The sequence below is a fragment of the Amycolatopsis sp. lyj-84 genome, from assembly GCF_046549075.1.
GTDB lineage: Bacteria > Actinomycetota > Actinomycetes > Mycobacteriales > Pseudonocardiaceae > Amycolatopsis.
The window spans coordinates 393,470-417,435 of record NZ_JAJPWO010000009.1 but is presented as its reverse complement, the minus strand read 5'-3'; the positions used below and the strand labels follow the sequence as shown (position 1 = coordinate 417,435).

Annotated in this window: 19 protein-coding genes; 7 read left to right on the top strand and 12 right to left on the bottom strand. The window is 68.4% G+C overall.

Annotated features, from left to right (window positions below; genetic code table 11):
• Positions 1-130: 130 nt before the first annotated feature.
• The 4 genes from ACLJRM_RS28020 to ACLJRM_RS28005 form a co-directional block, all read right to left on the bottom strand.
• Positions 131-2,431 (bottom strand): ATP-binding cassette domain-containing protein, encoded by a 2,301-nt coding sequence (locus ACLJRM_RS28020; protein ID WP_410664724.1) that lies wholly within the window; start codon positions 2,429-2,431, stop codon positions 131-133.
• 147 nt (positions 2,432-2,578) lie between these two features.
• Positions 2,579-3,130: a dihydrofolate reductase family protein gene (locus tag ACLJRM_RS28015; protein WP_410664723.1), complete on the bottom strand. Its 552-nt coding sequence runs from the start codon at positions 3,128-3,130 to the stop codon at positions 2,579-2,581.
• A 33-nt stretch (positions 3,131-3,163) separates the two neighbouring features.
• A complete protein-coding gene (locus ACLJRM_RS28010) occupies positions 3,164-4,405 on the bottom strand; it encodes a cytochrome P450 (RefSeq protein WP_410664722.1) in 1,242 nt (413 codons plus the stop codon).
• A gap of 16 nt (positions 4,406-4,421) precedes the next feature.
• Positions 4,422-5,570, bottom strand: coding sequence for an MFS transporter (locus ACLJRM_RS28005; RefSeq protein ID WP_410600314.1), 1,149 nt, complete (start codon positions 5,568-5,570; stop codon positions 4,422-4,424).
• 297 nt (positions 5,571-5,867) lie between these two features.
• On the opposite strand from ACLJRM_RS28005, the gene ACLJRM_RS28000 reads away from it, so the two are divergent.
• The 3 genes from ACLJRM_RS28000 (at position 5,868) to ACLJRM_RS27990 (ending at position 8,539) form a co-directional block, all read left to right on the top strand.
• Positions 5,868-6,896 (top strand): ATP-binding cassette domain-containing protein, encoded by a 1,029-nt coding sequence (locus tag ACLJRM_RS28000; protein ID WP_410664721.1) that lies wholly within the window; start codon positions 5,868-5,870, stop codon positions 6,894-6,896.
• Positions 6,893-7,705: an ABC transporter permease gene (locus tag ACLJRM_RS27995; protein ID WP_410664720.1), complete on the top strand. Its 813-nt coding sequence runs from the start codon at positions 6,893-6,895 to the stop codon at positions 7,703-7,705. Before ACLJRM_RS28000 ends, ACLJRM_RS27995 begins: the two co-directional genes overlap by 4 nt.
• 81 nt (positions 7,706-7,786) lie before the next feature.
• On the top strand, positions 7,787-8,539 hold the full coding sequence (locus tag ACLJRM_RS27990; protein ID WP_410664719.1) for a hypothetical protein: 753 nt from the start codon (positions 7,787-7,789) through the stop codon (positions 8,537-8,539).
• 119 nt (positions 8,540-8,658) lie between these two features.
• Here ACLJRM_RS27990 and ACLJRM_RS27985 read toward each other — a convergent pair whose 3' ends face one another.
• From ACLJRM_RS27985 to ACLJRM_RS27965, 5 genes are all read right to left on the bottom strand, one after another.
• On the bottom strand, positions 8,659-9,096 hold the full coding sequence (locus ACLJRM_RS27985; RefSeq protein WP_410664718.1) for an SgcJ/EcaC family oxidoreductase: 438 nt from the start codon (positions 9,094-9,096) through the stop codon (positions 8,659-8,661).
• A gap of 12 nt (positions 9,097-9,108) precedes the next feature.
• A complete protein-coding gene (locus tag ACLJRM_RS27980) occupies positions 9,109-10,278 on the bottom strand; it encodes an acyl-CoA dehydrogenase family protein (RefSeq protein WP_410664717.1) in 1,170 nt (389 codons plus the stop codon).
• 76 nt (positions 10,279-10,354) lie between these two features.
• Positions 10,355-11,755: a cation:proton antiporter gene (locus ACLJRM_RS27975; protein ID WP_410664716.1), complete on the bottom strand. Its 1,401-nt coding sequence runs from the start codon at positions 11,753-11,755 to the stop codon at positions 10,355-10,357.
• 16 nt (positions 11,756-11,771) lie between these two features.
• On the bottom strand, positions 11,772-13,016 hold the full coding sequence (locus ACLJRM_RS27970; RefSeq protein WP_410664715.1) for an NAD(P)/FAD-dependent oxidoreductase: 1,245 nt from the start codon (positions 13,014-13,016) through the stop codon (positions 11,772-11,774).
• Between the two features lie 60 nt (positions 13,017-13,076).
• On the bottom strand, positions 13,077-14,465 hold the full coding sequence (locus tag ACLJRM_RS27965) for an NAD(P)/FAD-dependent oxidoreductase (protein ID WP_410664714.1): 1,389 nt from the start codon (positions 14,463-14,465) through the stop codon (positions 13,077-13,079).
• A 252-nt stretch (positions 14,466-14,717) separates the two neighbouring features.
• Between ACLJRM_RS27965 and ACLJRM_RS27960 the strand changes: the two genes are divergently transcribed.
• From ACLJRM_RS27960 to ACLJRM_RS27945, 4 genes are all read left to right on the top strand, one after another.
• Positions 14,718-16,121 (top strand): FAD-dependent monooxygenase, encoded by a 1,404-nt coding sequence (locus tag ACLJRM_RS27960; RefSeq protein WP_410664713.1) that lies wholly within the window; start codon positions 14,718-14,720, stop codon positions 16,119-16,121.
• 19 nt (positions 16,122-16,140) lie between these two features.
• Positions 16,141-17,529: an FAD-dependent oxidoreductase gene (locus ACLJRM_RS27955; RefSeq protein WP_410664712.1), complete on the top strand. Its 1,389-nt coding sequence runs from the start codon at positions 16,141-16,143 to the stop codon at positions 17,527-17,529.
• 194 nt (positions 17,530-17,723) lie between these two features.
• A complete protein-coding gene (locus tag ACLJRM_RS27950) occupies positions 17,724-18,698 on the top strand; it encodes an alpha/beta fold hydrolase (RefSeq protein WP_410664711.1) in 975 nt (324 codons plus the stop codon).
• 121 nt (positions 18,699-18,819) lie between these two features.
• Positions 18,820-19,770, top strand: a complete 951-nt coding sequence (locus ACLJRM_RS27945) for an NAD-dependent epimerase/dehydratase family protein (RefSeq protein ID WP_410664710.1) — start codon at positions 18,820-18,822, stop codon at positions 19,768-19,770.
• Positions 19,771-19,930: 160 nt separating this feature from the next.
• Here the strand turns inward: ACLJRM_RS27945 and ACLJRM_RS27940 are convergent, their stop codons facing one another.
• Genes ACLJRM_RS27940 through ACLJRM_RS27930 form a run of 3 tightly spaced genes read right to left on the bottom strand, consistent with a single transcriptional unit; the run spans position 19,931 to position 23,872 of the window.
• Positions 19,931-20,629 (bottom strand): class I SAM-dependent methyltransferase, encoded by a 699-nt coding sequence (locus tag ACLJRM_RS27940; RefSeq protein WP_410664709.1) that lies wholly within the window; start codon positions 20,627-20,629, stop codon positions 19,931-19,933.
• Entirely contained in the window at positions 20,626-21,864 is a 1,239-nt protein-coding gene (locus ACLJRM_RS27935) for a glycosyltransferase (RefSeq protein WP_410600327.1), read from the bottom strand. Before ACLJRM_RS27935 ends, ACLJRM_RS27940 begins: the two co-directional genes overlap by 4 nt.
• Before the next feature lie 7 nt (positions 21,865-21,871).
• Complete coding sequence (locus ACLJRM_RS27930) at positions 21,872-23,872, bottom strand: ArnT family glycosyltransferase (protein ID WP_410664708.1); 2,001 nt, start codon at positions 23,870-23,872, stop codon at positions 21,872-21,874.
• Positions 23,873-23,966 lie beyond the last annotated feature (94 nt).

Genomic DNA, 23,966 nt, shown 5'->3' with positions numbered 1-23,966 from the left:
TCCTCACCGACAAACCTGCCTTCAGCATGGCGATCCGCGGTGGCATGGGGCGTCTCGAATCCTGCTCGGTGACGCGTGAAGGCCCCCTTCCCTCGATTGAACCGAGGGAAGGGGGCCTTCACGTGGTCGCTCAGTCGGCCTGTTGGTAGCGCCTGAGGTACTCGCCGGTCAGCGAGTTCTCCGCTGCCAGGAGCTTCTCGGGCGTGCCGGTGAAGACGATCTCGCCGCCGTTCTTGCCGCCGCCCGGGCCGAGGTCGATGACCCAGTCCGCCTGCTCGATCACCGCGAGGTTGTGCTCGATGACCACCACCGTGTTGCCCGCGTCGACCATGCCGTTGAGCAGGCCGAGCAGCATGTCGATGTCGGTCATGTGCAGGCCGGTGGTCGGCTCGTCGAGGATGTAGACGTTCCCGCCGCCGGAAAGCCTGTCCGCCAGCTTGATCCGCTGGCGTTCACCGCCGGAGAGCGTGCTCAGCGCCTGCCCGAGCCCGAGGTAGCCGAGCCCGGTCTCGATCAGCGCGTTGACCTTCGCCAGCACCGGTGCCTCGGTGAAGTACTCCGCCGCCTGCTCCGCCGACAGTTCCAGCACGTCGGCGATCGACTTGCCCCGCAGTTTGTGCGCGAGCACCTCGTCCTTGAAACGGCGCCCGTCGCAGCTTTCGCAGTGCGTCGTGATCGGGTCCATATAGGACACTTCGGTGATCAGCACACCGCGGCCCTGGCACTCCTCGCAGGCGCCCTGGGAGTTGAAGCTGAACAACGCCGCGTTCGCGCCGCTCGCCTTCGCGAAGAGCTTGCGCACCGGGTCCATCAGGCCGAGGTACGTCGCCGGCGTCGAGCGGGAGGACGCCGCGATCGGCGTCTGGTCCACGAAGATCGCGTCCGGATGCGCCTCGCGGAAGACGCCGGAGATCAGCGAGCTCTTGCCCGAGCCCGCGACGCCGGTGACCGCGGTGAGCACCCCGGTCGGGATGTCGACCGTGACGTTCTTCAGGTTGTGCAGCGAGGCCCGCCGGATCGGCAGCTTTCCCTTGGCGCTCCGAGGATCCGCCTTGACGACGCCCGAACGGGCCAGCCCGGCCCCGGTGAGGGTCTTGCCGGCGCGCAGCTGCTTGTACGTCCCCTCGAACACGACCTCGCCGCCGTGCACGCCCGCGCGCGGCCCGATCTCGACCACGTGGTCGGCGATCTCGATGACGTCCGGGTCGTGTTCGACCACCAGGATGGTGTTCCCCTTGTCCCGCAACGCCCGCAGCAGGTCGTTGAGCCGACCGACGTCGCGGGGGTGCAGGCCGACGCTGGGCTCGTCGAAGACGTAGGTCAGCCCGGTCAGATCGCTGCCCAGGTGCTTGACCAGCTTGAGCCGCTGACCCTCACCGCCGGACAGTGACGTCGTCGCACGGTCCAGCGAAAGATAGCCGAGACCGATCGCCTCGATGCGCTCGAGCGCGGCCAGCACGCCTTGCGCCATCGCGGAGGTCTGCTTGTCCTTGACGGACCGGATGAGCTCGATCAGATCGGTGATCTGCAGCTCGCACCACTGCGCGATGTTCTTGCCCGCCAGCTTGGTCGCCAGCGCCGCCGTGCTCAGCCGCCCGCCGCGGCAGGCCGGGCAGGTGCCCTCGGAGATGAACTTCTCCGCCTGGGCGCGGGTCTTCTCGCTCATCGAGCCGGTGTCGCGTTTGAGGTGGCGCCGGGTGAAGTTCGCGACCAGGCCCTCGAACGTCAGCGTCTGCGTCTTGCCGTTCTTGAAGGTGAGCTGGACCTTGCCCTCGTTGCCGTGCAGGAGGGTGTCCATCTCCTTCGCGGTGTACTTGTTGAGCTTCTTGGCCGGGTTGATGGCGTCGTGGTTGGCGTAGAACTGCCAGCCGGGGCTGCCGACCGGGTAACCCGGCACCAGGATCGCGCCCTCGTCGAGCGACTTCGTCATGTCGAGCATCAGCTCGGGATCCGGGCGCACCGCCCGCCCGATGCCTTCGCAGTCGGGGCACATTCCGTTGGGGTCGTTGAACGAGTACAACGACGGATTGCCCGCGCTGGGCTTTCCCTGACGCGAGAACAGCACCCGCAGCAGCGGGTGGATGTCGGCGACCGTGCCGACCGTCGAGCGGGCGTTCCCGCCGAGCGGGCGCTGGTCGACGATGACCGGGGTGGACAGGTTCTCGATGCTGTCCACGTGCGGGCGTTCGTGTTTGGGCAGCTGGTTGCGGATGAACCAGGGGAACGTGGCGTTCAGCTGACGCTGCGCCTCGACGGCGATCGTGTCGAACACGACGGAGGACTTCCCGGAGCCCGACACCCCGACGAAAACCGTGATCTGGTTCTTCGGGAGTTCGAGTGAGACGTCCTTCAGGTTGTTCTCGTGAGCGCCGGTGACGCGGATTCCCTCACCCGCCGGTTTTTGCCTGGTCTTGCGGGCTGCGGCAGTCACAGAAGGTTCCTTTCTTCGCCGATGCGCGAGAATGGTCGCGCCTGCTCGCCATTATCGCAGCGCCGATGGTTCTCCGGTAGCCCGTTCGCGCTATGTCGGCTTATGTGATCGTCACGACGGAGAAATGAAAATTTCACGGCTCCTGATTCAGGAGGCGCGGGTGTAGACGGTGCCGACGACGCCGGTTTTCAGCGATTTCGCACTCGTCAGCGTCAGCGGGATCTCCTTGCCGACGTCTTCGAACAGCCGCATTCCCTCGCCCGCCACCAACGGCATGACGTTGAGCGCGAGCTCGTCCAGCAGGCCTTCGGTGAGCAGCCAGCGAACCAGCTTCGGGCTTCCGGGCACCCGGATCGCCTTGCCGGATTCCTCCTTCAGACTGGTGATCGCGCCCGCGATGTCGCCGGTGATCAGGCTCGTGTCCGGCCAGGTCAACGACGCTTCGTCGAGAGTCGAAGAAACGACGTATTTGTGCGTGCCGTTGAGGAACGCCGCCATCGGGTTGCTGTCACCCTGCGGCTTCCACAGCTGTTCGAAGGCGAGGTAAGTGTCCTTGCCCATCAGAACGGCGTCCGAGGCGTCGAGGCTCTCGTTGATGCCCTCGGTCATCTCGTCGGACCAGTAGAGATCCATCCAGCGGTCGGGCCGTTCCACCACACCGTCCAGTGTGATGAACAGTCCTGCGGCGATCTCGCGCATGACGAACTCCTTTCGTTACCCGGAAGCCTGGGTTCAGGCCGCGGGGCGATCCTCCCACCACCGTGCGCGACGGTCCAAAGGATCGAGCACGCCGGAAGAAGTCCAGCGGACCGGAAGTGCCGATAATGCCCGCATTGTCGGCGAGACCGTCCAGGTCAGCGAAGATTCGGGCACGGCGAGGGAAAGTAGCGGCGCGCGCCGGGAAAGCGCGCGCAGCGCCGATTGGATCTCGACCCTGGCGAGGTGGGCGCCGATGCAGTGGTGCGTGCCGTGCCCGAAGGACAGGTGCCGGGGTTGCCGGTCGACGTCGAACCGGTCGGGCTCGGTGAAGGCGTCCTCGTCGCGATTGACCACCGACAGCAGCGCCGTCACCAGGTCGCCCGGTTCGATCCGCGTGTCCGCGAGGGTGACTTCCTCCGTCGCGACCCGGGTCATGCTGAAGTTCACCGCGGGGCTGTACCGCAACGCCTCTTCGACGGCGGCCTCCACCAGTTCCGGATTCGAGTCCAGCGCGCCCAGCAGACCCGGCCGGGAGATCAGGCACAGCACCGAGTTGGCGATCTGCGCGGCCGCCAGCGCGTGCCCGTCGAAGAAGAGTGACGACGCCAGCCCGGTCAGCTCGCTTTCCTCGAGCACTCCCGAACGGTGTGCCTCGACGAGTTCCGCCATCAGCCCGGACGGCGGGTCCTCGGTGTCGGCGAGCATCGCCGTGACCTCGTCGTGCAGCAGCAGTTCGCCTTGGTAGACGGCGGATCGCGATGAGCCGGGCTCGCCGAGCCGCCCGTTCGCGCGTTTGCGGACGGCCTCACGGCGAGACGGCGGCACACCCAGCAGTTCGGCCTGTGACGTGAAGGTCAGCGGGGCGCAGAAATCGGCGATCAGATCCGCGGCGGGGCCGTCGTCGATCAGCTTGTCGAGCAGGTCCGCGGCGGAGGTTTCGACGTACTCGCGCAACTGCTCCGCGCGGCGAGCGGAGAACGCGCCGCCGATCAGCTTCCGGATCTGCGTGTGCCGCGGCGGGTCGAGCTCGGTCACCGACATCCGGGTGGCCGGGCCGCGCGGATGGGCCGTCTCGGCCAGTACCGCCCGGCTGAATCGCTTGTCGCGCAGGAAATCGCGAGCTTCGGAATAGCCGCTCACCAGCCATTCGCGCTGTCCGTCGCGGTGGCGGGAACTGATGGGGCAGCCGTCGGGGACGCCGTCCCCGACGAGCAGCCGCCGGTGCCGCCCTTCGGCGAAATCAGCGCCTCCGCTGCCTCCCGTGACGTCGGCCATCGGGATCATCCTCCGTTCATTGATTCCGGGCGGGTATGCGCAACGCGAGCAGGCAGACCGCGACCGAGGCCACGGACAGTGCCGCGATGGCGAACCGCAGGTCGGTGTGGCCGGCGATCTGGCCGACCACGGCCGGACCGAGCAGCAGGCCGACGCTGGCCAGCGACGCGGCCGAGCCGATCACCGCGCCGCGGTCCTCCGGGGTCGTCCCGCGTCCGATCAGGCCGTAGACCGTGGGCGTCGACACCGAGATCGCGCCGCCGACCACGGCGGTGCCGAGCAGGCCGTGCACCGGCGCGTCGGCCATCGAAAGCAGCAGCACGCCCACCCCGGAGAGCGCGCCGGAGGCGAGCAGCACCCAGCGGTCCGACGCGCGGCCCGCCATCCAGTGCCCGCCGAGCCTGCCCAGCGCCATCCCCGCGGCGAAGATGCCGGGCGCGGCCGCGGAGATCCCGACCGGCGCCCGGGTGACGTCGGCCAGGAACACCGCGCTCCATTGCTGGACCCCGCTTTCCACGACCATGGCCAGCCCGGCCAGCAGGCACAGGAGCAGGATCGCCGGGGCGAGCTTCAGCCGCCGTCCCGGTTCCTTGCCCTGCCGCACCAGGCGTCCCGGCACGGACTTCCTCGCCGCGAAGGCGCCGATGACGACCAGCGTCGAAAGCGTCAGCGCGATCACTTCGGCGGGTACGCCCGCCGTCCGGGCCGCCCCGGTGCCGAGGCTGCACGTCAACAGGCCGACGCTGAACAACGCGTGCGCGCGGTTCATCACGCGGGGCCCGTCGCCCGCTTCGGCGGACGCGGCCAGCGCGACCACGACGACATTGCAGGCGCCGGATCCGAATCCGAACAATCCCAATGTCAGGAACAACGCCGGAACAGATCCGGCGAGTGCGGGCATCGGCGCGATGAGCGCGAATCCGGCGAAAGTCGCGACCGCGACCGGGCGGCCGAATCGGTCGAGCAGCCTGCCGATGGCGAACATCGCGGGCATCGCCGCGAGGGCACCGATCAGCAATGCGGCACCCAGTTGCGCTTCACCCGCGCCGGTGGCGTGCCGGACGTCCGGCAGCATCGAAAGATAAGGTCCCCACAAGGCGCCGTACGCGGTGAATCCGGCGAAGACCGTGCTGGTCCGCGGGGCGGCGGTGATGACGGCGACCATGACCGTGACGATCCTTCCCGGTTGGGTAATGCGTTTCCCGAAGTGGTTGACTTTCGCAGGTTAGCAGCGGAATTCGGCAAGGGACCACGGTTATTGACCGCATTTATGGAGAAGATCGACAGCGCGAGATTCGGGTACTCTCGGCGCCGGTACGACGATCGGCAAACTGGGATATTCATCCCGAAAATGAAGAATTCATACTCAAAAGATTAATCATTCACTGCTCCTGTGCGGCGCTCGGTCGCATGATGTAACCGCACGAGAACGTCTCGGTGAGGAACAGGAAGGTAGTGCGTCATGTTGCAGAACGTCGAACCCGCGACCGCGTCGAGGGCCGGCCCGGGACAGCGGGGGAACGAGACGGAATTCGCGATCCACGCCGAGGGGCTGGTGAAACGGTTCGGCGAGACGACCGCGCTCGACGGGGTCGACCTGGCTGTTCGCACGGGCACGGTGCTCGGTGTCCTCGGCCCGAACGGGGCCGGGAAGACCACCACGGTCCGGATCCTGTCCACACTGGTGACGCCGGACGAGGGCCACGCCACCGTCGCCGGATACGACATCCAGAAGGACGCCCACCAGGTACGGCAGCTGATCGGCCTGACCGGGCAGTACGCCTCGGTCGACGAAAGCCTGACCGGGGTGGAGAACCTGCTGCTGATCGGGCGGCTGCTCGGCTTTTCGCGGCGGGCGGCCAAGGCCCGCGCGCACGAGCTCTTGGAGCGGTTCTCCCTCACCGAGGCGGGCGACCGGGCGGCCAAGGGTTACTCGGGCGGTATGCGCCGTCGGCTCGACCTGGCCGCCAGCCTGGTCGGGGACGCGCGGCTGCTGTTCCTGGACGAGCCCACCACCGGTCTCGACCCGCGCAGCAGGCTCGAGCTGTGGGACGTCGTGCGCGGCCTGGTCGCTGACGGCGTCACGGTGCTGCTGACCACGCAGTACCTGGAAGAGGCCGACGCCCTCGCCGACGAGATCGTGGTCGTCGACCACGGCAAGGTGATCGCCAAGGGCACTCCGGACGAGCTCAAGGCCAGCACCGGCGCCCAGCGCCTGACGGTGCGCGGTACCCAGGCCGCCGACCTCGAGAAGGTCGTGCGGCTGGTCGGCGAGATCGCCGGCGTGACCCCGGACGTCTCGGGCCAGGTCGTCAGTGTCCCGGTCACCGACCCGGCGGCGTTGCCCGGCGCGGTCCGGCGGCTGGAGGAGGCGGGCATCGTCATCGGCGAACTGTCCTTGCGCAGTTCCAGCCTGGACGAGGTGTTCCTGAGCCTGACCGGCCGCCCCGCCGAGGAGACGGCCGAAGAGACCGAGGAGGAGATCCGATGACCGCCGCGAACACGGCGCTGCCACGGCAGCTCTCTTCCCGGGTCGGGTTCTTCCAGGGCATCTCTCAGATGTTCACCCTCGCCTGGCGCAGCACGGTTTCGGTCAAGCACGAACCGAAGCAGCTCGCCGACATCAGTTTCCAGCCGATCATCTTCACGCTGCTGTTCACGTTCGTCTTCGGTGGCGCGATCTCCGGCGACCGGCACGCGTACCTGCAGTTCATGATCCCCGGCATGCTGGTGATGAGCATGCTGTTCGCGACCATCAACGTCGGCATCGGCCTCAACACCGACCTCTCCCAGGGCGTGTTCGACCGGTTCCGTTCGCTGCCGATCGCGCGCTGGGCGCCGCTGGCCGGCCGGATCGTCGGCGACCAGTTCAAGCAGGTCTGGTCCGTGCTGCTGGTGGTCGGCGTCGGGCTGCTGCTCGGCTTCAGGCCGGAAAAGGGCTTCCTCGGCGTGTTGGCGGCCGGGCTGCTCCTGCTGGTGTTCGCGATCGCGTTCTCCTGGGTGCCCACGCTGGTGGGCGTCGCCGCCGACCAGGCGGAGAAGGTCCAGGTGTTCGCGTTCGCGGTGATCCTGCCGCTGAACTTCGTCAGCGGGGTGTTCGCGCCGGTCGAGTCGATGCCGTCCTGGCTGCAGGCGTTCGCGGAGGTCAGCCCGGTGGCGATCCTCCTCAAGGCGTGCCGCGGGCTGATGAACGGTGGCGTCGGAGTCACCTCGGCGGTGATCTGGTCGCTCGTCTGGGCAGCCGTGATCGCGATCGTTTTCGGGGCACTTTCGGTACGTGCCCTGAAGAAGCGGATCTGAGTATTCGTCGCTCGACTGCCGAAGCCGTGGCGCGTGTGCGCCACGGCTTCGGTGTTTCGGGGGCCTGACCAGGGAGCGCTGATGGACGAACTGGACTACAACACCTGCAATGCCACCTTCCGGAGCCTCACCGATCAGCAGCGGCTGATGGCCGAGGAGACGTCGAGACAGATCGGGGCGGGCGCCGATCTCGAGCTGACGTCGTACGGCTGCGGGTTCGGCATGTTCGAACTGGAGCTGATCGCGCGGGTACCGCGGAGAACGGTGTGGTTCCAGGGCGTCGACACCAACGGCGAAGCGGTGGCACGGCTGCGCGCGGAGGTGGCCGGGCTGCCGAAGGTGCGGGGCCACCGCGTGTTCACGGCGAGTATGGCCGACGTCGCCGACAGCCGGATCACGGCGACCGAGTACGGCCTGTTCGTCCAGTCGCTGTGCTACCTCGGCGCCGACGACGGCATGGCGGCGCTGAAAGAGGCCCGCAACCGGCACCGCCGGCTCTTCGTCGCGGTGACCCCGCTGAACCGGCTGAACGGCCCCTTCGCGGATTCTCTCGCACGGCAAGGCGTGGTGCGTCCGCTGTTCGCGCAGACCCTCGCGGAGGAGCTGACGCGGTTCGGCGTCGAGTTCCGGTCCGTCACGGTGGGCGCGGAGATCGTGGTGCCGGTTTCCGAGCCGTCACAACGGCTTCTCGAGTTCCTGACCTTCGCCCGGCATCAGCCGTGGTGCGGCGGGACGACTCGCGCGGAGCTGCTGGACGCCGTGAGCGAGCTCGGCACGTTCGCCGCGGGGGAGATCCGCATCCCGCACCCCGTCGAGGTCTTCACCATCGGATAGACAGCTGTCCGTGAAGGCCTCCTTCCCTACGCTCAAGGTAGGGAAGGAGGCCTTCACGGACAGCGGACAGCACGGAACCCGGGCCCTGGGGAGGGGGCCCGGGTTCCGGTGGGGAGAGGTCAGGCGGCCGTGCCCGGCTTGGGCAGCTGCTGCTTGGCCGGGGTGTTCTGATAGGACGCCAGGTGCCAGGCGCCGTCCCGCTTGACGACCGTCCACGAGGCACGGATCGACTGGGAGTCCGCGACCTCGGTCTCGCCGGGGCCGAGCACGCCGCCCTGGGTGATCAGGACACCGGAGTCCGGGGTGAAGAAGCGGATCTCCAGCGGGCGCCCGGTGACCTGGGTGCCCTTGTAGTTGCCCGCGAAGGATTCCACGAGGAACGACCGGATCTCCTCGCGGCCCTTCTTGTAGACACCGGGCAGGATCATCGTGCCGTCGTCGGTGAAGACGCCGGCGAACGCGTCGGCGTCGTGGTAGGCCCACGCGGCGATCACCTTCTGGGTCAGCGCCGCGATCGCCGCCTGGTCGGCGGCGGTGCCGGTTTCGGTCGTGGTCATCGGGGAATCCTCCTAGATGTAGAGGGTGTTGGGCTCGAGCCCGCAGAGCACGCGGCCGTACAGCTCGGTGTTGGTGTTCGGGTGCATCAGCGCGTGGAGGTTGACCGCGGCGACGTCGCGGGCGATGCGCTGGATCGGGATGCCCTGGTAGATCGACGAGCCACCGGAAGCCGAGGCGAGGATGTCGATCCCCTCCTTGGCGAGGCGGACCACGGCGCCGAGGTCGGCCCGCGCGATCGCGCGCTCCTCGAGTTTCCAAGGAGTGCCGTCCGCCGTCTTCGTGTCGACCAAAGTGGACAGACGGTGCGCGTGGAACTCGGCCTCGTCGATCTTCATCGCCGACTCGGCCACCTGGTGGTGCGTGATGGGGGCTTCGCGCTGCGAATCGTAGGCGGTGTAAGTGATCTTGCGGTCCGGCAGGCGCTTGAGGAAGGTGTCCTGCGCGCCCCTCGCCATCCCCACCAGCGTCCCCACCGAAGACGCCGAGGCCACCGGGAGCAACGGCGCCCGGTAGATCGACGCCGAAGCGGTGCCCTGACCTTCCAGCACCGCCGGCAGCGGGAGCACCCGCTCCGCCGGGATGAAGACGTCCTGGGCCACCGTCGAAACGCTGCCGGTGCCGCGCAGGCCCGAGGTGTCCCAGTCGTCCACGATCAGCAGATCCGAGATCGGCACCAGCGCCATGATCGGGTACGGCTCGCCCTCCGGCGGCACGAGGATCGCGATGATCTCCTGCCACTGCGCGTGCAGCGCCCCGCTGATGAAGCCCCACTTGCCGTTCACCACGACCCCGCCGTCGACCGGTGCGGCCATCGCGGACGGGCTCAACGTGCCGCAGACGCGGACGTCCGGGGTGGAGAACACCTCGTCCTGCACCGCCTCCGGGAACTGGCAGGCCATCCAGGTCGGGATCCAGTACACCGAGGCCACCCAGGAGGTGGAGCCGTCGGCGCGGCCGATCTCGGTGGCGACGTCGACCAGGGTGCGGGTGTCGGCTTCGTAACCGCCGTACCGCTTGGGGCGGCGCAGCTTGAAGACACCGGCGTCGGCCAGCGCTTCGATGGACTCCTCGTGCACCCGCCGGTTCTGCTCGGACCAGTTCGAGTGCTTCTTCAGTGCGGGAGCCAGTTCGGCCACGCGGCGGACCAGCTCCTCCCGCGTCGGAACATCGGTGCTCGACACCTTGACCTCCTAGATTGTCGACGGTCCCAGCTTCGCAGTGGGCGGACGATGCGGCGTCTTCCTGCTTGCCGGTGGATCAGGCCGCCGCACGTTCGGAGGTGCGGCCGAGGAAATCCACCACGTTCTGGCCGTCGCGCCGGGCGAACCAGGTCGCCATCGGCGCCGCCATCGCGGTCGAGACCAGCGCCATGATCACCAGCATGGTGAACAGCGTCGGGGAGAGCACTCCGAGGTCGAGACCGATGTTGAGGACCACCAGTTCGGTCAGGCCACGGCAGTTCATCAGCGTGCCCACCTGCAGCGAGCGGTTCCAGCTCTCGCCCACCGCGCGTGCGGCCAGCGCCGAGCCGCCGAGCTTGCCCGCCACGGCCACGAGCAGGATCAGGCCGCACCAGAGCCACGCGCCGCCACCGGAAAGCAGGCCGATGTCGGTGCGCAGCCCGCTGTAGGCGAAGAACAGCGGCAGCATCAACGCCGTCGTCAGCCCGCCGGCCTTGTCGTGCAACCAGGTCGCGACCGGGTTGTCCCGCGGGAAGACCACGCCGAACACGAACGCGCCGAACATCGCGTGCACCCCGATCCATTCGGTCGTCATCGCGCAGAGCAGCACGCCGACCACCGCGAGCGGCGCGGCCTTCTGCAGACTCGCCGCCGGAGTCCGGGTGACCACCTTCCGCAGCAGCGGCCGCACGACCAGCCCGAGCAGGGCGACGAACGCCGCCGTCAGCACGACCGTCAGCACGACACCGACGAGCGAGGACGCCGTGGTCAGCGCGATCACCAGCGCCAGCAGGCTCCACGCGGTCACGTCGTCGACCACCGCGCAGGTGAGCGCCACGACGCCGACCTCGCTGCGGAAGAGCCCGATCTCGTGCAGGATCCGCACCAGCACCGGCAGCGCCGTGATGCTCATCGACACCCCGAAGAAGAGCGCGAACGGCAGGAATCCGATGCCGCCGGGCGCGAACCGGGTATAGGCGAACATGGCGAGCCCGACGCCGAGCAGGAACGGCAGCGCGATGCTGACATGGCTGACGACCACCGCGAGCCGCCCGCGTCCGCGCAACAGCTCGGTGTTCAGCTCGAGCCCGGCGAGGAACACGAAGAAGATCACGCCGAGCTGCGCCACGACGTTCAGCTGCGGCACCGTCGCCTTCGGGATCAACGTGGCCGCGCCCGAAGGCCACAGCGCGCCGAGCACCGACGGGCCGAGCAGGATGCCCGCGGTGATCTCGCCGATCACCGCGGGCTGCCCGATCCGCTGGGCCAGCCAGCCCACCACCTTGCACGCGCCGACCACCACGGTGATCGCCAGCAGCAGCTGTGCCAGCGATGGCCCGGCCGCCGCCTTGGTGCCGGAGACGCTGCCGCCGTCGTCGCCCTGTGACAGCAGGACGATCGCGATCACGACCGGGACCACGACCAGTCCTAAGTAGACCCACAGGGTCCGGAAACCGGTGCGGGGTTTGATCTCCACCAGGGCCGCTCCTCGGTCAGGGTTCGACGACGTTCGCGATCAGGTCGTCGAGACTGATGTTCAGCAGCGGGTGCTTGCCCGACAGACCGGAGATCAGCGTGACGAAGTCGGTGCTCGGCGCGTTGAGCTGCTCCGGGTCGACGATTTCCTGCGCCAGGTCGTAGTAGTACTCCTTGTACTTCGTCCGGTCGTAGAACCGCTCGACGAAGGTCCGGATCTCGTCGAAGAACGCGCGGTAGTTCCCGGCGTACCGGTCGAGCGCCTTCTCCTCGATGGCCGGGTGTTCCAGGACCTGGTGGACCACTTTGGACAGTGAGCTGCCCGCCAGCGTGGCCAGCGCGACACCGGTGGAGAACAGCGGGTCGACGAACGCGGCCGCGTCGCCGACGAGCACCCAGCCGTCGCCGTAGAAGGTTTCGTTGGTGTAGGACCAGTCCCGTGCCGTCCGGTACCCCGCGTGCTGACGGGCGTTGGCCAGCAGCCCCTTGAGCCGGGTGGTCTTTTCCCGTTCGGTCAGGAAGATCTGTTCCAGCGACTGGTCGTCCGCGTTGGCGACGTCCGACTTGGTCACGTAGCCGACGCTCATCGTGCCCTTGTCGATCGGGATGCCCCAGAACCAGCCCTCGTCGGTGCCTTCGATGAGGATGTTGGTCCATTCGTCGCCGGGCAGCCGCTCGCAGTTGTCGTAGTAGGTCCAGACGGCGACGTTGCGGAGATCGTTGTGCCAGGTGATGTCGCTGAACTTCCGGCCGATCACCCTGGACTGGCCGGACGCGTCGACGACCAGCGAGGCGGTGGCCTCGTACTCGCCCGCCGAGCCGCGCAGGGCGAACCGGACACCGGTGACTCGGCCGGTGTCGGACTGGAGCACGTCCTTGACCGTCGTCTCCTCCACGACGTACGCGCCGAGTTCACGGGCACGGTCGAGGATCAGCGAGTCCAGGTCGGCGCGGCGGGTGTGGTAGGCGTAGGTGCCTTCCGCGGCCTTCATGAACGAGAAGTTCCAGGGCACGTCCCGGTTTCCCCACACCAGGCTGCCGCCGTACTTGCGCTCGAAGCCTCGGGCTTCCATACGCTCGAGCAGGCCGAGCTCCTGGAGCGGGCGCATGCCGACCGGGATCAGGGATTCGCCGATGTGGTAGCGGGGGAAGCGTTCGCGTTCGAGGACCAGGACCGTATGCCCCTCCTGAGCGAGGAGCCCGGCGCAGGTCGCGCCGGCCGGGCCGCCACCGATGACGATGACGTCGAACCGCTCGGGCATACCGTGGAGCGTGGCTGACATGAGGACCCTTTCCCTAGGCCAGTGGAGGTGTGGAGGCGCTCACGCGCGCCGGATGCCGATCTGCGGCTCGTAGCTCAGGTACAACCCGTTGATCGCCTTTTCGGGCTTCTCCGGTGCCTGCTTGTGCTCGTGGACGCGGTTGAGGTTGTCGAGCGGGTTGTGCTTGCCGCTCTCGTCGCCGAGCAGGTGACCCTGGATCCGGCGGTAGACCTCTTCGGTGTCCTCGAGGTCGGCGATGCCGGTGACGAACCGGTCGAAGGCGGCCTGCACGTCCATCCCACCCCAGTCCTTTTCGGACAGTTGCTGCGCGCGGAAGAAGTGGTGCTCCTTGCCGCGGTAGCTCTCGTAGAAGGTGGACACCAGCACCAGCAGCCGTTCGTAGGCGCGGCGGTAGACGACCTCGTAGAAGTCCCAGGCCTCGGTCTCGCTGATCTCCCCGCGGATGACGCTGCCGATCGCGGCGGTGCCGATCAGCGCGCTGTAGGTGCCCAGGTGCACACCGGTCGACAGCAGGGGGTCGAGGAAGCAGGCGGCGTCGCCCGCGAGCAGGTAGCCGGGGCCCTGGAACTGCTCGGCTGCGTACGAATAGTCCTGTTCGACCTTGACCTCGGTGACCTGCTCGGCCTCGATCAGCAGCTGCTGTATCGCCGGGCAGTCGCCGATCGCCTTGTGGTAGACCGGATCCACGCCGCCGAGTTCGTTGCGCGCGGCGTTGAAGGAGTCCTTCCCGGTGACCAGGCCGACGCTCATCGTGCCGTCGGGAAGCGGGATGCCCCAGAACCAGCCGTCGCCGACGGAGGCGACGGTGATCGCGCCACGCGGCCCGCGGTCCAGCTCCTTCGCGTCCTTCCAGTACGACCAGGCCGCGACGTTGCGGAAGACGTTGTGGAACTTGCGGTTCTTGAGGTACTTGGTGGCCATCACGCCGCCGCGGCCGGAGGCGTCGACGAGGTAGTCGAACTCGATCCGGCCGGAGTTGGCCGGGTTCTTCGCCTCGGCCCAGTGCGCCGCGACCGGACGGTCGCCGTCGAAGTCGAGCTTCTTCACCGCGATGCCCTCGGTGACGTCGACACCGACCTCGCGTGCGTGGTCGAGCAGGATCTTGTCGAAATCGGCGCGGATGACCTGCCACGCGCTGGTGCTGCCGTCACGGCCGTGCTGCCGGAAGCGCACCTCCCACTCCTCGGGTCCCCAGAAGTAGTAGGCGCCGCCCTTGGGCTGGAAGCCGGCCGACGCGATCTTGTCCCAGACGCCGAGGCGCTCGAGAATCGGGCGGCACGAGGGCAGCAGCGATTCGCCGATGTGGTAGCGCGGGAAGTGTTCCCGCTCGAGAAGAGTGACTTCGAAGCCCTCTTTGGCCAGAAGCCCGGCAGCGGTGGAACCCGCCGGGCCACCGCCGATCACGAGGATCTGGGTCGTTGTGCGCATGACACCTCTCCAACTACGCCGACGGCCGGAATTACTTGACCGACGCTAACAACCGGGAATTGAGATCCGCTCGAGAACCGACCGGCCCTGTTCTGCCGAACCCGTTGCCTCACAACGCATTCGGCGAGACGGTGGTGCGGGGTGCGCGGGAAACCGCAGTCGAAGAGACGCTCCAGGGAACCGGGCGGACGACGATTCTTCACGTGTCGGACTCCGACGGCCCGGCCGACTACCTATTGGAGGCATCCCGCGATGGGCGAATACCTTGGCGAACGCGCCGTCGTGCTCGGCGGCGGCATGGCCGGCCTGCTGACCGCTCGCGTACTTTCGGAGCGCTACCGCGCCGTCGTGATCGTCGAGCGTGACACGATCGTCGACGTCACCGGTACCCGTCGCGGCGTACCGCAGGCGCACCACGCGCACGCGCTGCTCGCACGCGGCCAGCAGATCCTCGAAGACCTTTTTCCCGGCCTGCAGGCGGAACTGACCGCCGACGGGATCCCCAGCGGTGATCTCTCCGGCAGCCTGCGCTGGTATTTCAACGGGAAACGCCTGCAGCAGAAGAACTCCGGCCTGCTCAGCGTTTCCGCGACCCGCCCGGAGCTCGAAGAGCACGTCCGGGCCAGGGTTCTCGCGCTGCCGAACGTCGAGGTCCGCGAGCGCACGGTGATCCAATCGCTGGTCGCGACCGGGGACCAGACCCGGATCACCGGCGTCCTGGTGGCAGGCGACGACGCCGAACCCGAAACGATCCACGCCGACCTGATCGTCGACGCCACCGGCCGCGGCAGCCGTTCGTCGGTGTGGCTGGAAGAGCTCGGCTACGAGCGCCCGGCCGAAGAGAAGATCAAGATCGACCTCGCCTACACCTCGCGGATCTTCGAGCTGGACACCGACCCGTTCGGTGACGACCTCGCGATCAACCCGGTCGCCTCGCCCGCCAATCCGCGTGGCGCCTTCTTCGTGAACCTGCCGGGGAACGTCGCCCTGCTGTCGCAGACCGGCCTGCTCGGCGACCACCCGCCGCGTGACGCCCAGGGTTTCCTCGAGTTCGCCAAGACACTGGACGCGCCCGAGATCCACCAGGCGGTGCGCACCGCGAAGCCGATCAGCGAGATCACCAGCTTCAAGGTGCCCGCCAGTGTCCGCCGCCGGTTCGACAAGCTGCGCCGCTTCCCCGAAGGCATGCTGGTGATCGGGGACGGCGTCTGCGCGTTCAACCCGGTGTACGGCCAGGGCATGACGGTCGCGGCGATGGAGGCCGACCAGCTCGGCAAGCACCTCAACGAGGGCGGGGTGCGCCCGCTGCGGTTCTTCAAGGAGATCAGCCCGATCATCGACGTGCCGTGGGACATCTCGGCCGGCGGCGACCTCGCCTTCCCCGGCGTCGAGGGCCCGCGTCCGTTGAAGGTCAAGATGGGCAACGCCTACATGGCGAAGCTGCATTCCGCGGCGACCGTCGACGGCCGGTTCACCGAGGCGTTCTTCCGGGCCGCCGGCCTGGTCGACCCGCCGACCGCGCTGATGCGGCCCAGCCTGGTGGTCGGCGTGCTGCGCACCGCGCGGCGCGTCAAGACGGCCGCCCCCGCCGTCCCCGCTGTCCCCACCGCCACGATCGGTCAGGCCCCGCCCGCCTCCGACGACCTCGCGGCCTGAGCGTCAAGGAGCCATGGTCATGAACGAACCCGTCGGCAAACGCGCGGTGGTGATCGGCGGCAGTGTCGCCGGCACCCTGGCGGCGAGAGTGCTTTCCGAGTTCTACCGTGAGGTCGTGGTCGTCGATCGCGACGAGGTGCTCGGCGTGGACAAGCCGCGGCGCGGCACTCCGCACACCTGGCACGCGCACGGACTGCACGCGCGCGGCTATTTCATCCTCGAAGAGCTCTTCCCGGGATTGCTGGACGACTTGCGGGACTCCGGCATCCCGGTCGGCGACCTCGCGCGGATGAAGTGGTTCTTCAACGGGACGCAGGTCATGCCTGCCGACAGCGGGCTGCCGTCGATCACGGCGTTGCGCCCGGTACTGGAGCACCACCTGCGGTTGCGCACCGCGGCGTTGCCGAACGTCACCTACCGCGAACGCACCGACGTCCACGGCCTGCTCGCCACGCGTGAGGGCAAGCGGATCATCGGGGTTCGCGTGCAGGCACGGGACGGCGCGTCGGCAGAGGAGCGCCTCGGCGCGGACCTGGTCGTCGACGCCTCCGGACGTGGCTCGCGGACGCCGGCTTGGCTGGAGGAACTGGGTTTCGAACGGCCCGCCGAGGAGCGCGTGAAGATCGGGCTGGCCTACACCACCCGGATGTTCCGCAAACGGCCGGAGATGTTCGACGGCTGGCAGTCGATCAACCCGGTCGCCTCGCCCGCGCATCCGAGGGGCGCGTTCTTCGGGCAGGTCAACGAAACCGAGTGCATCCTTTCGCTGACCGGGATCCTCGGCGACCATCCGCCGACCGACGCGCGCGGCTATCTCGAGTACGTGAAGTCCTTGCCCGCCCCGGAGATCTACGAAGCGGTGAAGGACGCCCAGCCGCTGATCGAGCCGGTGACGTTCAAGTTCCCGGCGAGCCTGCGACGGCGCTACGAACGGCTCAAGCGGTTCCCGGAGCGGCTGTTCGTGCTCGGCGACGCGTTCTGCAGCTTCAACCCGGTGTACGGCCAGGGCATGACGGTCGCGTCGATGGAGGCGATCGCGCTGCGCGAGCACCTCGCCCGGCGGTCCGAGCCGGACTCGCGGAAGTTCCTGCGCGAGATCGGCAAGGTCATCAACGACCCGTGGGCGATCTCGACCAGCGGTGACCTCGACTTCCCGGGTGCGGAAGGAAAACGGACGCTCCAGGTCAAGATGGGCAACGCGTACATGGCGAAGGTCCAGTACGCGGCGACGGTCGATCCCGAGATCACGGCGGCGTTCATGCGGGTGGCCGGGCTGATCGATCCGCCGACCGCGCTGATGAAGCCGGGCATCATGCGCAAGGTGCTGCGGGCCAACCGGCGGCGCCCCGCCACCGGGGCGACCGTGACGGAGCTTCCCCGTCCGGGCAGCGAGTCGCGCGCGGCGTGAGCGGTCTCGTGGACGGTCGTGAGTGGCGATTCGGGTCGAATCCGCATCGCCACTCACGACTTCGGCCGTGAAGACATTCGGCCGCCACGAATTCCTTTTTTTCTCCTCCGCAACAAGCGAGATGCGTTTCACGGTCCCCTCGGCTGACTATTGAGGTGTCGAGTAACCATTCCCTCGCGGTGGGAGCGAATTTCATGCGTAAGTTCAAAAAGGTGATGACGGCGCTGGCCGCGGCCGCGGCGGTGGTACTGGTGGGGGGAGCGGGGGCGGGGGCCTCGGCGAACACGGGGTGGAGACAGTCCGACGCGGCGCTCGCGCGCTCGCTGCCGGGTAAATTCGAGAGCTCTCACGCCGACGTCAACGGCGTCCGGCTGCACTACGTCGCCGGTGGTTCCGGCAGCCCGGTGGTGCTGCTGCCCGGCTGGCCGCAGACGTGGTGGACGTTCCACAAGGTGATGCCGGCGCTGGCCGCGCACCATCGCGTGATCGCCGTCGACCTGCGGGGGATGGGCGGGTCGTCGAAGCCGGCGTCGGGCTACGACAAGGAGACGCTGGCGGCCGACGTCCACGCGCTGGTCGCCAAACTCGGGTACGCCAAGGCGGACGTGGTCGGCCACGACATCGGCGCGATGGTCGCGCACAGCTACGGGATCAAGTATCCGCAGTCGGTCGGGAAGCTGGCGCTGATGGACGTGGTCGCGCCCGACAAGAGCCTCTATCAGCTGCCGCTGCTGCCTTCGGGCCCCGGCCAGTTCTCGCCGTGGTGGTGGACGTTCAACCAGCTGCAGGGCCTGCCCGAGCAACTCGTCTCCGGCCGATCGCGGTACCTCGTGGACGCGATGATCAACCAGCTCTCGGTGGTACCGGGGGCGGTGAGCGACTTCGACCGGAGTGTCTACGCGCGCGCCTACGAGTCGCGTGAGGCCGTCCGTGCCGGGAACGGCTGGTACCGGACGCTCAACCAGGACATCGCGGCCGGGTCGGCGTACGGGAAGCTGACCATGCCGGTGCTGGGCCTCGCCGGCGAGTTCAACCACCAGTACTTCCTCCAGGTGATGCCGTCGAAGGCGGCCGACCCTCAGGTCGTCAAGATCGCCGGGGCCGGGCATTACCTTTCCGAGGAACAGCCTGCCCAGGTCATCGACGCGCTCAAGAAGTTCCTGGGCTGAATTCGCCCGCCATTACCGCCCTTCGCGGCAGTATTGGAGGCGTCCGGGCCGAGCCGCCGATGGGATTCTGCGAAAAGGAAAAGTCCTGAAATTCCCAGCCTATCGGGAAAAGGTGGCAAAAATGAAGGTTGGTGTTACCGGTGGCACCGGGTTCATCGGGCAGTACGTCTGCGAGGAGCTCGCCGCGCGAGGGCATACGCCGGTCGTTTTCGACCATCGTGGCGAGGGGGACGGCGGGCCGTGGGAGGTCATGCTGGGCGACATCCGTGACGCGACGGCGCTGACCGAGCTCGCGGCGCATTGCGACGGGATCATCCATCTGGCGGCCGTACTGGGCACCCAGGAGACGATCACCAATCCGCGGCCCGCGGTGGAGACCAACGTCATGGGCGGCCTGAACTTCCTCGAGGCCGTCGCCCAGTACGACCTGCCCGGCGTCTACATCTGCGTCGGCAACCACTGGATGAACAACAGTTACTCGATCTCGAAGACCACGGTCGAACGGTTCGTCCGCATGTTCAACGCGGACCGCGGGACGCGGGTGAACTGCGTCCGCGCGGTGAACGCCTACGGCCCGCGCCAGAAGGCCGCGCCGCCGTTCGCTGCGGGCAAGGTCCGCAAGATCACCCCGGCGCTGGTCTGCCGGGCGCTGTCCGGCATCCCCGTGGAGCTCTACGGCGGTGGACGGCAGGTCTCGGACATGGTGTGGGTCGGCGACGTGGCCCGCACGCTGGTGTCCTCTTTGGAGGCCGCCGCCGAGGGACGGGTACTGGAGCAGACGGTGGAGATCGGGCCCGCCGAATCGGTCACCATCCGCGAGGTGGCGGATCTGGTGATCGACATCTGCGAGCAGCGCGGCTACCCGCGGGTGGGCATCACCGACCTGCCGATGCGGCCGGGCGAGACACCGAACACCCCGGTCACGGCCGACGTTTCTACGCTGCTGTCGGTCGGTATCGAGCCGGAGTCCCTCGTCACGCTGGAGGAGGGCATGACGAAGACGGTGGACTGGTACCTCGAGCACCGCGGCACCGCCTGGGACGTCCCTCCGGCCGGGCTTCGCGCGGCTTAGGACCGACGGGGAAGGGCCGTTCACGACAGGTTTCTGTGGTGAACGGCCCTTCTTCGCGTTCGGGGTCCGGTCTGCCGCGTGACCGGACTGACCCAAGTACGTGAAGGCCCCCTTCCCTACCCTCAAGGTAGGCAAGGGGGCCTTCACGTACTTCCGGCAGCTAAGGCTTGTGCGCCTTCAGGATCAGCGAGACGCCGCGCCGCGAACGGGTCGGGAGGTAGCGCTCCGCCGTGACGATCGCGGTCAGGGCGTGGTTGACCAGCCAGGGTGTGTGCTCGTTGAGTTCGTTGCCGCGAGCCGAACGCCGCCGCAGGGCCACGACCGGCCGGAGCAGCACGTTCCAGCTCCACAGTTCGTCGACGACGAAGCCGGCGTCTTCGATGACCTTCCGCAGCGAGGCCCGGTCGTAGCGGCGCACGTGGCTGACCGCGACGTCGTGCGCCGACCACAGGTCCATTCCGGACGGGACGCTGATCAGCGCGGAGCCACCGGGCCGCAGCACCCGGAACAGTTCCGCGGCGGCCTGGTCGTCTTCCTGGATGTGCTCGAGGATCTCGAACGCCACCACCAGATCGAACGACGAAGACGGCAGCGGGAGGTCACGGGCGTCGGCGTGGATCGCGTCGAGACCGCGCGAGCGCGCGATCTCGACGGCGTTCTCGTCGTAGTCCGTGGCGACGACGTCCCAGCCGCGCTCGCGCAGCACCCGTGTGTTGCCACCGCCCGCCGCGCCGATGTCGAGCGCGCGGCCGGGCGGGCCGAGTCGCTTCAGCTCGTCGGCGAGCAGGTGCCGCTTCTCCCGGAACCACCAGTGGCGGTCCTCCATCTCGGTGATCCGGGTGATGTCCGCCGTCTTCACTGGGATTCCTTCCGGTGCTGGGCGAAGACCCAGCGGTCGAGGGCCACGAACCGCAGCAGCGTCATCAGCCCGTAGGCGACGATGAGCACGAGCAGTTCGACGACCGGCCCGGAGCCCGGGGCGATCAGGTGGAGCCCGGTCACGGCCAGTGTGGTCAGCAGATACGTGGTGGCGAACAGGATCGCGGCCCGGGTGTGCAAGCCGAGCCGGTGCCCGCCGCCGCGGTTGAACGTCCAGCGCCGGTTCGCCTCGGTGTTGGCCACCCCGACGAGCACCAGCGCGACCAGGTTCGCCCCCGCCGGGGTCAGTGGGACGCGCAAGGGGAGGTACAGGAGCGTGTAGAGCACTGTCGAGATGGCGCCGATCACCGCGAACCCGAGGAACTTCGCCAGTGTCGCGGCCCGGGGCTGGGCCAGCACGGCGTCCGGATGGGTGGCGCGCAACTGCGGGATCTCCGGCACGTCCACACGCCCTTTCCCGGCGGCGATCGCCCGGCCCACGCGGACCAGGCCCTTGAGGTTCCCCATCGCGGTCTGGGTGACCTTGACCCGCGAATCGACGTCCTCCACCCAGTCCAGCGGCACCTCGTGCACCCGCAGGCCGTTGTGCTCGGCCAGCATCAGCATCTCGGTGTCGAAGAACCAGTGGTCGTCCTCGACCGCGTCCAGCAGCCCGGCCACGGCTTCGCGCCGGGCCGCCTTGAAACCGGCGGACGTGTCGGTGCTGCGCAGCCCGAACACATGCCGGGTGATCGCGTTGTAGGTGCGGGAGACGATCTCGCGTTTGAGGCTGCGGCGGATCCGCGAGCCGTTCCCGAGCCGGGTCCCGATGGTGATCTCGCAGTGCCCGCTGACCAGCGGCGCGATCAGGGGGAGCAGGCCCTCCAGACCGGTCGAGAGGTCGACGTCCATGTAGGCGACGATGTCGGCGGTGCTGGACCCCCACGTCGCCTTGATTGCCGCGCCCCGGCCGCGGACCGGCACCCGCCGCGCGGAGATGCGCGGGTTCCGCTCGGCCAGCTCGGTGGCGATCTCCCAGGTCCGGTCGGTGCTGCCGTTGTCGGCGATGGTGATCGACCAGGGGAACGGGAAGTCGTCGCCGAGGTACGCGCTCAGCGTGGTGATGCAGCCGAGCAGGGCGCGTTCCTCGTTGAGCACCGGGATCACGATCTCGACGCTCGCCGTCGTGCGGCTTCCCGGTGCGAGGCGGGGTGCCGCGGTGAGTTCAGCCGTCATGGGGCCATCACACTCCCGGCTTGCAGTCGAACAGGGCGGAGGTGAAGCCCATCCACGGGTTCGCGGTGTAGGCGGGCGGCGGGACCCGGGTGCAGTTGCGCACCACCCAGTCCTTGCGGGCCAGCGCGGTCGGGCTGTCGTAGGCGAACCCGCCGAACAGGACGTACCTCAACTGTCCACTTCGGACGTTGTCGGCGAGGCCGTCCGCGGTCGGCATCGGCATGGTGCCGACGAAACCGCCCATCGGCATCACGGACAGACCGGCCCGGATGTAGGGCGAGGCACCGGTACCGCCGAAGGTCGCCAGATCGAAGCGCTCACCGCGCTTGTTGGCCTTGAGGAAGCCGAGGAGTTTCTGGTCGGCGTCGGACGGCATCATCTGGAACATGATCGGCGGCGGCAACGGCATCCCCTGCGCACCGGCCGCACCGGGCTTCGGGCCGCCGGCCATGAGCTTGGTCAGGTCGATGCCGGTGGAGAGCGCGTTCGGGTTCGGCCCCGCGAGCGGGTTGAAGTTCTGGAACATCGCCGTCCGCGGATCCGTCGGCGGGTGGAAGGCGGGCGCCGCCCAGGCGACCGGCCCGGCCAGCAGCGCGACCCCGGCGACGGCGCCGGTCACCACGGCGAACTTCCCGGTGCGGCGCACGAGGAACAGCACCACGGCGAGGACGGCGGCGACGGCGACCACCGGCCGCAGCCAGGGCACGTAGTCACTGGAACGGCTCAGCAGAACGAAAGCCCAGGCGCCGGTGACGAGCAGGCCGGCCGGCACCACCCACACGTGACGACGGGACGTCCAGGCGAGATGCAGGCCCACGCCGCCGATCGCGGCGATGGCCGGTGCCAGGATGCTCGTGTAGTACGGGTGGATGCTCTGCGAGAAGCTGAGCGCGCCGGCGTAGAGGACGAGCCAGCCGCCCCACAGCAGCCAGCCCGCTCGCGTCTTGTCGGTACGCGGCGCGCGGCCCGCGGCGACCAGGCCGAAGACGAGCAGCAGCAGCGCCAGCGGCAGCAGCCACGAGATCTGGCCGCCGATCAGGTCGTTGAACAGACGGAACACACCGGTCTCGCCGCCCTGGTCGACCGGCGTGACCTTGCCGTCGGGCAGCACCGGCAGTTCGGCCGAGTTCCCGCTCTTCGGGGCGTCGGTGCGGTCGAAAAGGTTGTAGGACCAGACCATCTGCCACACCGAGTTCGAAGTGCTGCCGTCCATGTACGGACGGGAGCCCGCGGGGGTCAGCGCGACGATGAGCATCCAGACCGAGGACACCGCGGCGGTGACCGCGCCGGCGCCCAGCAGATGCAGCACCCGGCGTCCCGGCGAGGTCGGCGCGGCGACGAGGTAGACGATCCCGAGTACCGGCAGGACGGCCAGAGCCATGGCGAGCTTGATGTGGAAGCCGACGCCGACGAGCGCGGCGGTCAGCAGCAGCCAGCGCGGCGACGCGTTCTCCAGCGCCCGCCAGAAGGCGTAGGTCGCGACGAGCAGCGTCAGGATCAGCGTCGAGTCGGGCAGGTTGACCCGGGTGCCCGCGATCGTGATCGGTGTCGCGGCGAGCAGGACCGCGGCCAGTGCCGCGGGCGCGTGCCCGGCCCAGCGGCGTACCAGTACGAACAGGACGAACACCGAGAAGGCGCCCGCGATGACACCGGGCAACAACAGTGCCCAGGTCTCATAACCGAAGATGCGCACGGAAAGCGCTTGAAGCCAGAGCGACCCGGGTGCCTTGTCGACACTCATGAATCCGGCGGGATCGTAGGCGCCGTAAAGGAAGTTGTGCCAGTTCGCGGACATGCTGCGGACCGCGGCGGCGTAGGCGTAGTGTGCGGCGTTCCCGCCGATACCCCACCCGTAGGCGACGCCGGCGACGAGCGAGCTCAGGACGGCGATGCGCTTGGCGGCCAGTGCGGACAGCCCCGTTTTGGTCTTCTTCTTCGGCGTCCGCACGGGCGGGGCAGAGCCTCGCGGCGCGGTGCTCGTGACCGGGGTGCCTAGGTCTTGGGACACGTTCTACTCCCTTCCCAGGAATAGGAGGTGACGCGGCTCGCGGACGTGAGATACGCACCGCGAATTCGTGATCGTCTACGAAAAGTGTCGCACC

Coding starts and splice junctions, on each gene's coding strand:
- ACLJRM_RS28010 (WP_410664722.1), bottom strand. CDS start 4,405: ATGGCCGACGTCACGGGAGGCAGCGGAGGCGCTGATTTCGCCGAAGGG.
- ACLJRM_RS28005 (WP_410600314.1), bottom strand. CDS start 5,570: ATGGTCGCCGTCATCACCGCCGCCCCGCGGACCAGCACGGTCTTCGCC.
- ACLJRM_RS27945 (WP_410664710.1), top strand. CDS start 18,820: ATGAAGGTTGGTGTTACCGGTGGCACCGGGTTCATCGGGCAGTACGTC.
- ACLJRM_RS27970 (WP_410664715.1), bottom strand. CDS start 13,016: ATGCCCGAGCGGTTCGACGTCATCGTCATCGGTGGCGGCCCGGCCGGC.
- ACLJRM_RS27935 (WP_410600327.1), bottom strand. CDS start 21,864: ATGACGGCTGAACTCACCGCGGCACCCCGCCTCGCACCGGGAAGCCGC.
- ACLJRM_RS27990 (WP_410664719.1), top strand. CDS start 7,787: ATGGACGAACTGGACTACAACACCTGCAATGCCACCTTCCGGAGCCTC.
- ACLJRM_RS27985 (WP_410664718.1), bottom strand. CDS start 9,096: ATGACCACGACCGAAACCGGCACCGCCGCCGACCAGGCGGCGATCGCG.
- ACLJRM_RS28000 (WP_410664721.1), top strand. CDS start 5,868: ATGTTGCAGAACGTCGAACCCGCGACCGCGTCGAGGGCCGGCCCGGGA.
- ACLJRM_RS27955 (WP_410664712.1), top strand. CDS start 16,141: ATGAACGAACCCGTCGGCAAACGCGCGGTGGTGATCGGCGGCAGTGTC.
- ACLJRM_RS27950 (WP_410664711.1), top strand. CDS start 17,724: ATGCGTAAGTTCAAAAAGGTGATGACGGCGCTGGCCGCGGCCGCGGCG.
- ACLJRM_RS27995 (WP_410664720.1), top strand. CDS start 6,893: ATGACCGCCGCGAACACGGCGCTGCCACGGCAGCTCTCTTCCCGGGTC.
- ACLJRM_RS27960 (WP_410664713.1), top strand. CDS start 14,718: ATGGGCGAATACCTTGGCGAACGCGCCGTCGTGCTCGGCGGCGGCATG.
- ACLJRM_RS28015 (WP_410664723.1), bottom strand. CDS start 3,130: ATGCGCGAGATCGCCGCAGGACTGTTCATCACACTGGACGGTGTGGTG.
- ACLJRM_RS27965 (WP_410664714.1), bottom strand. CDS start 14,465: ATGCGCACAACGACCCAGATCCTCGTGATCGGCGGTGGCCCGGCGGGT.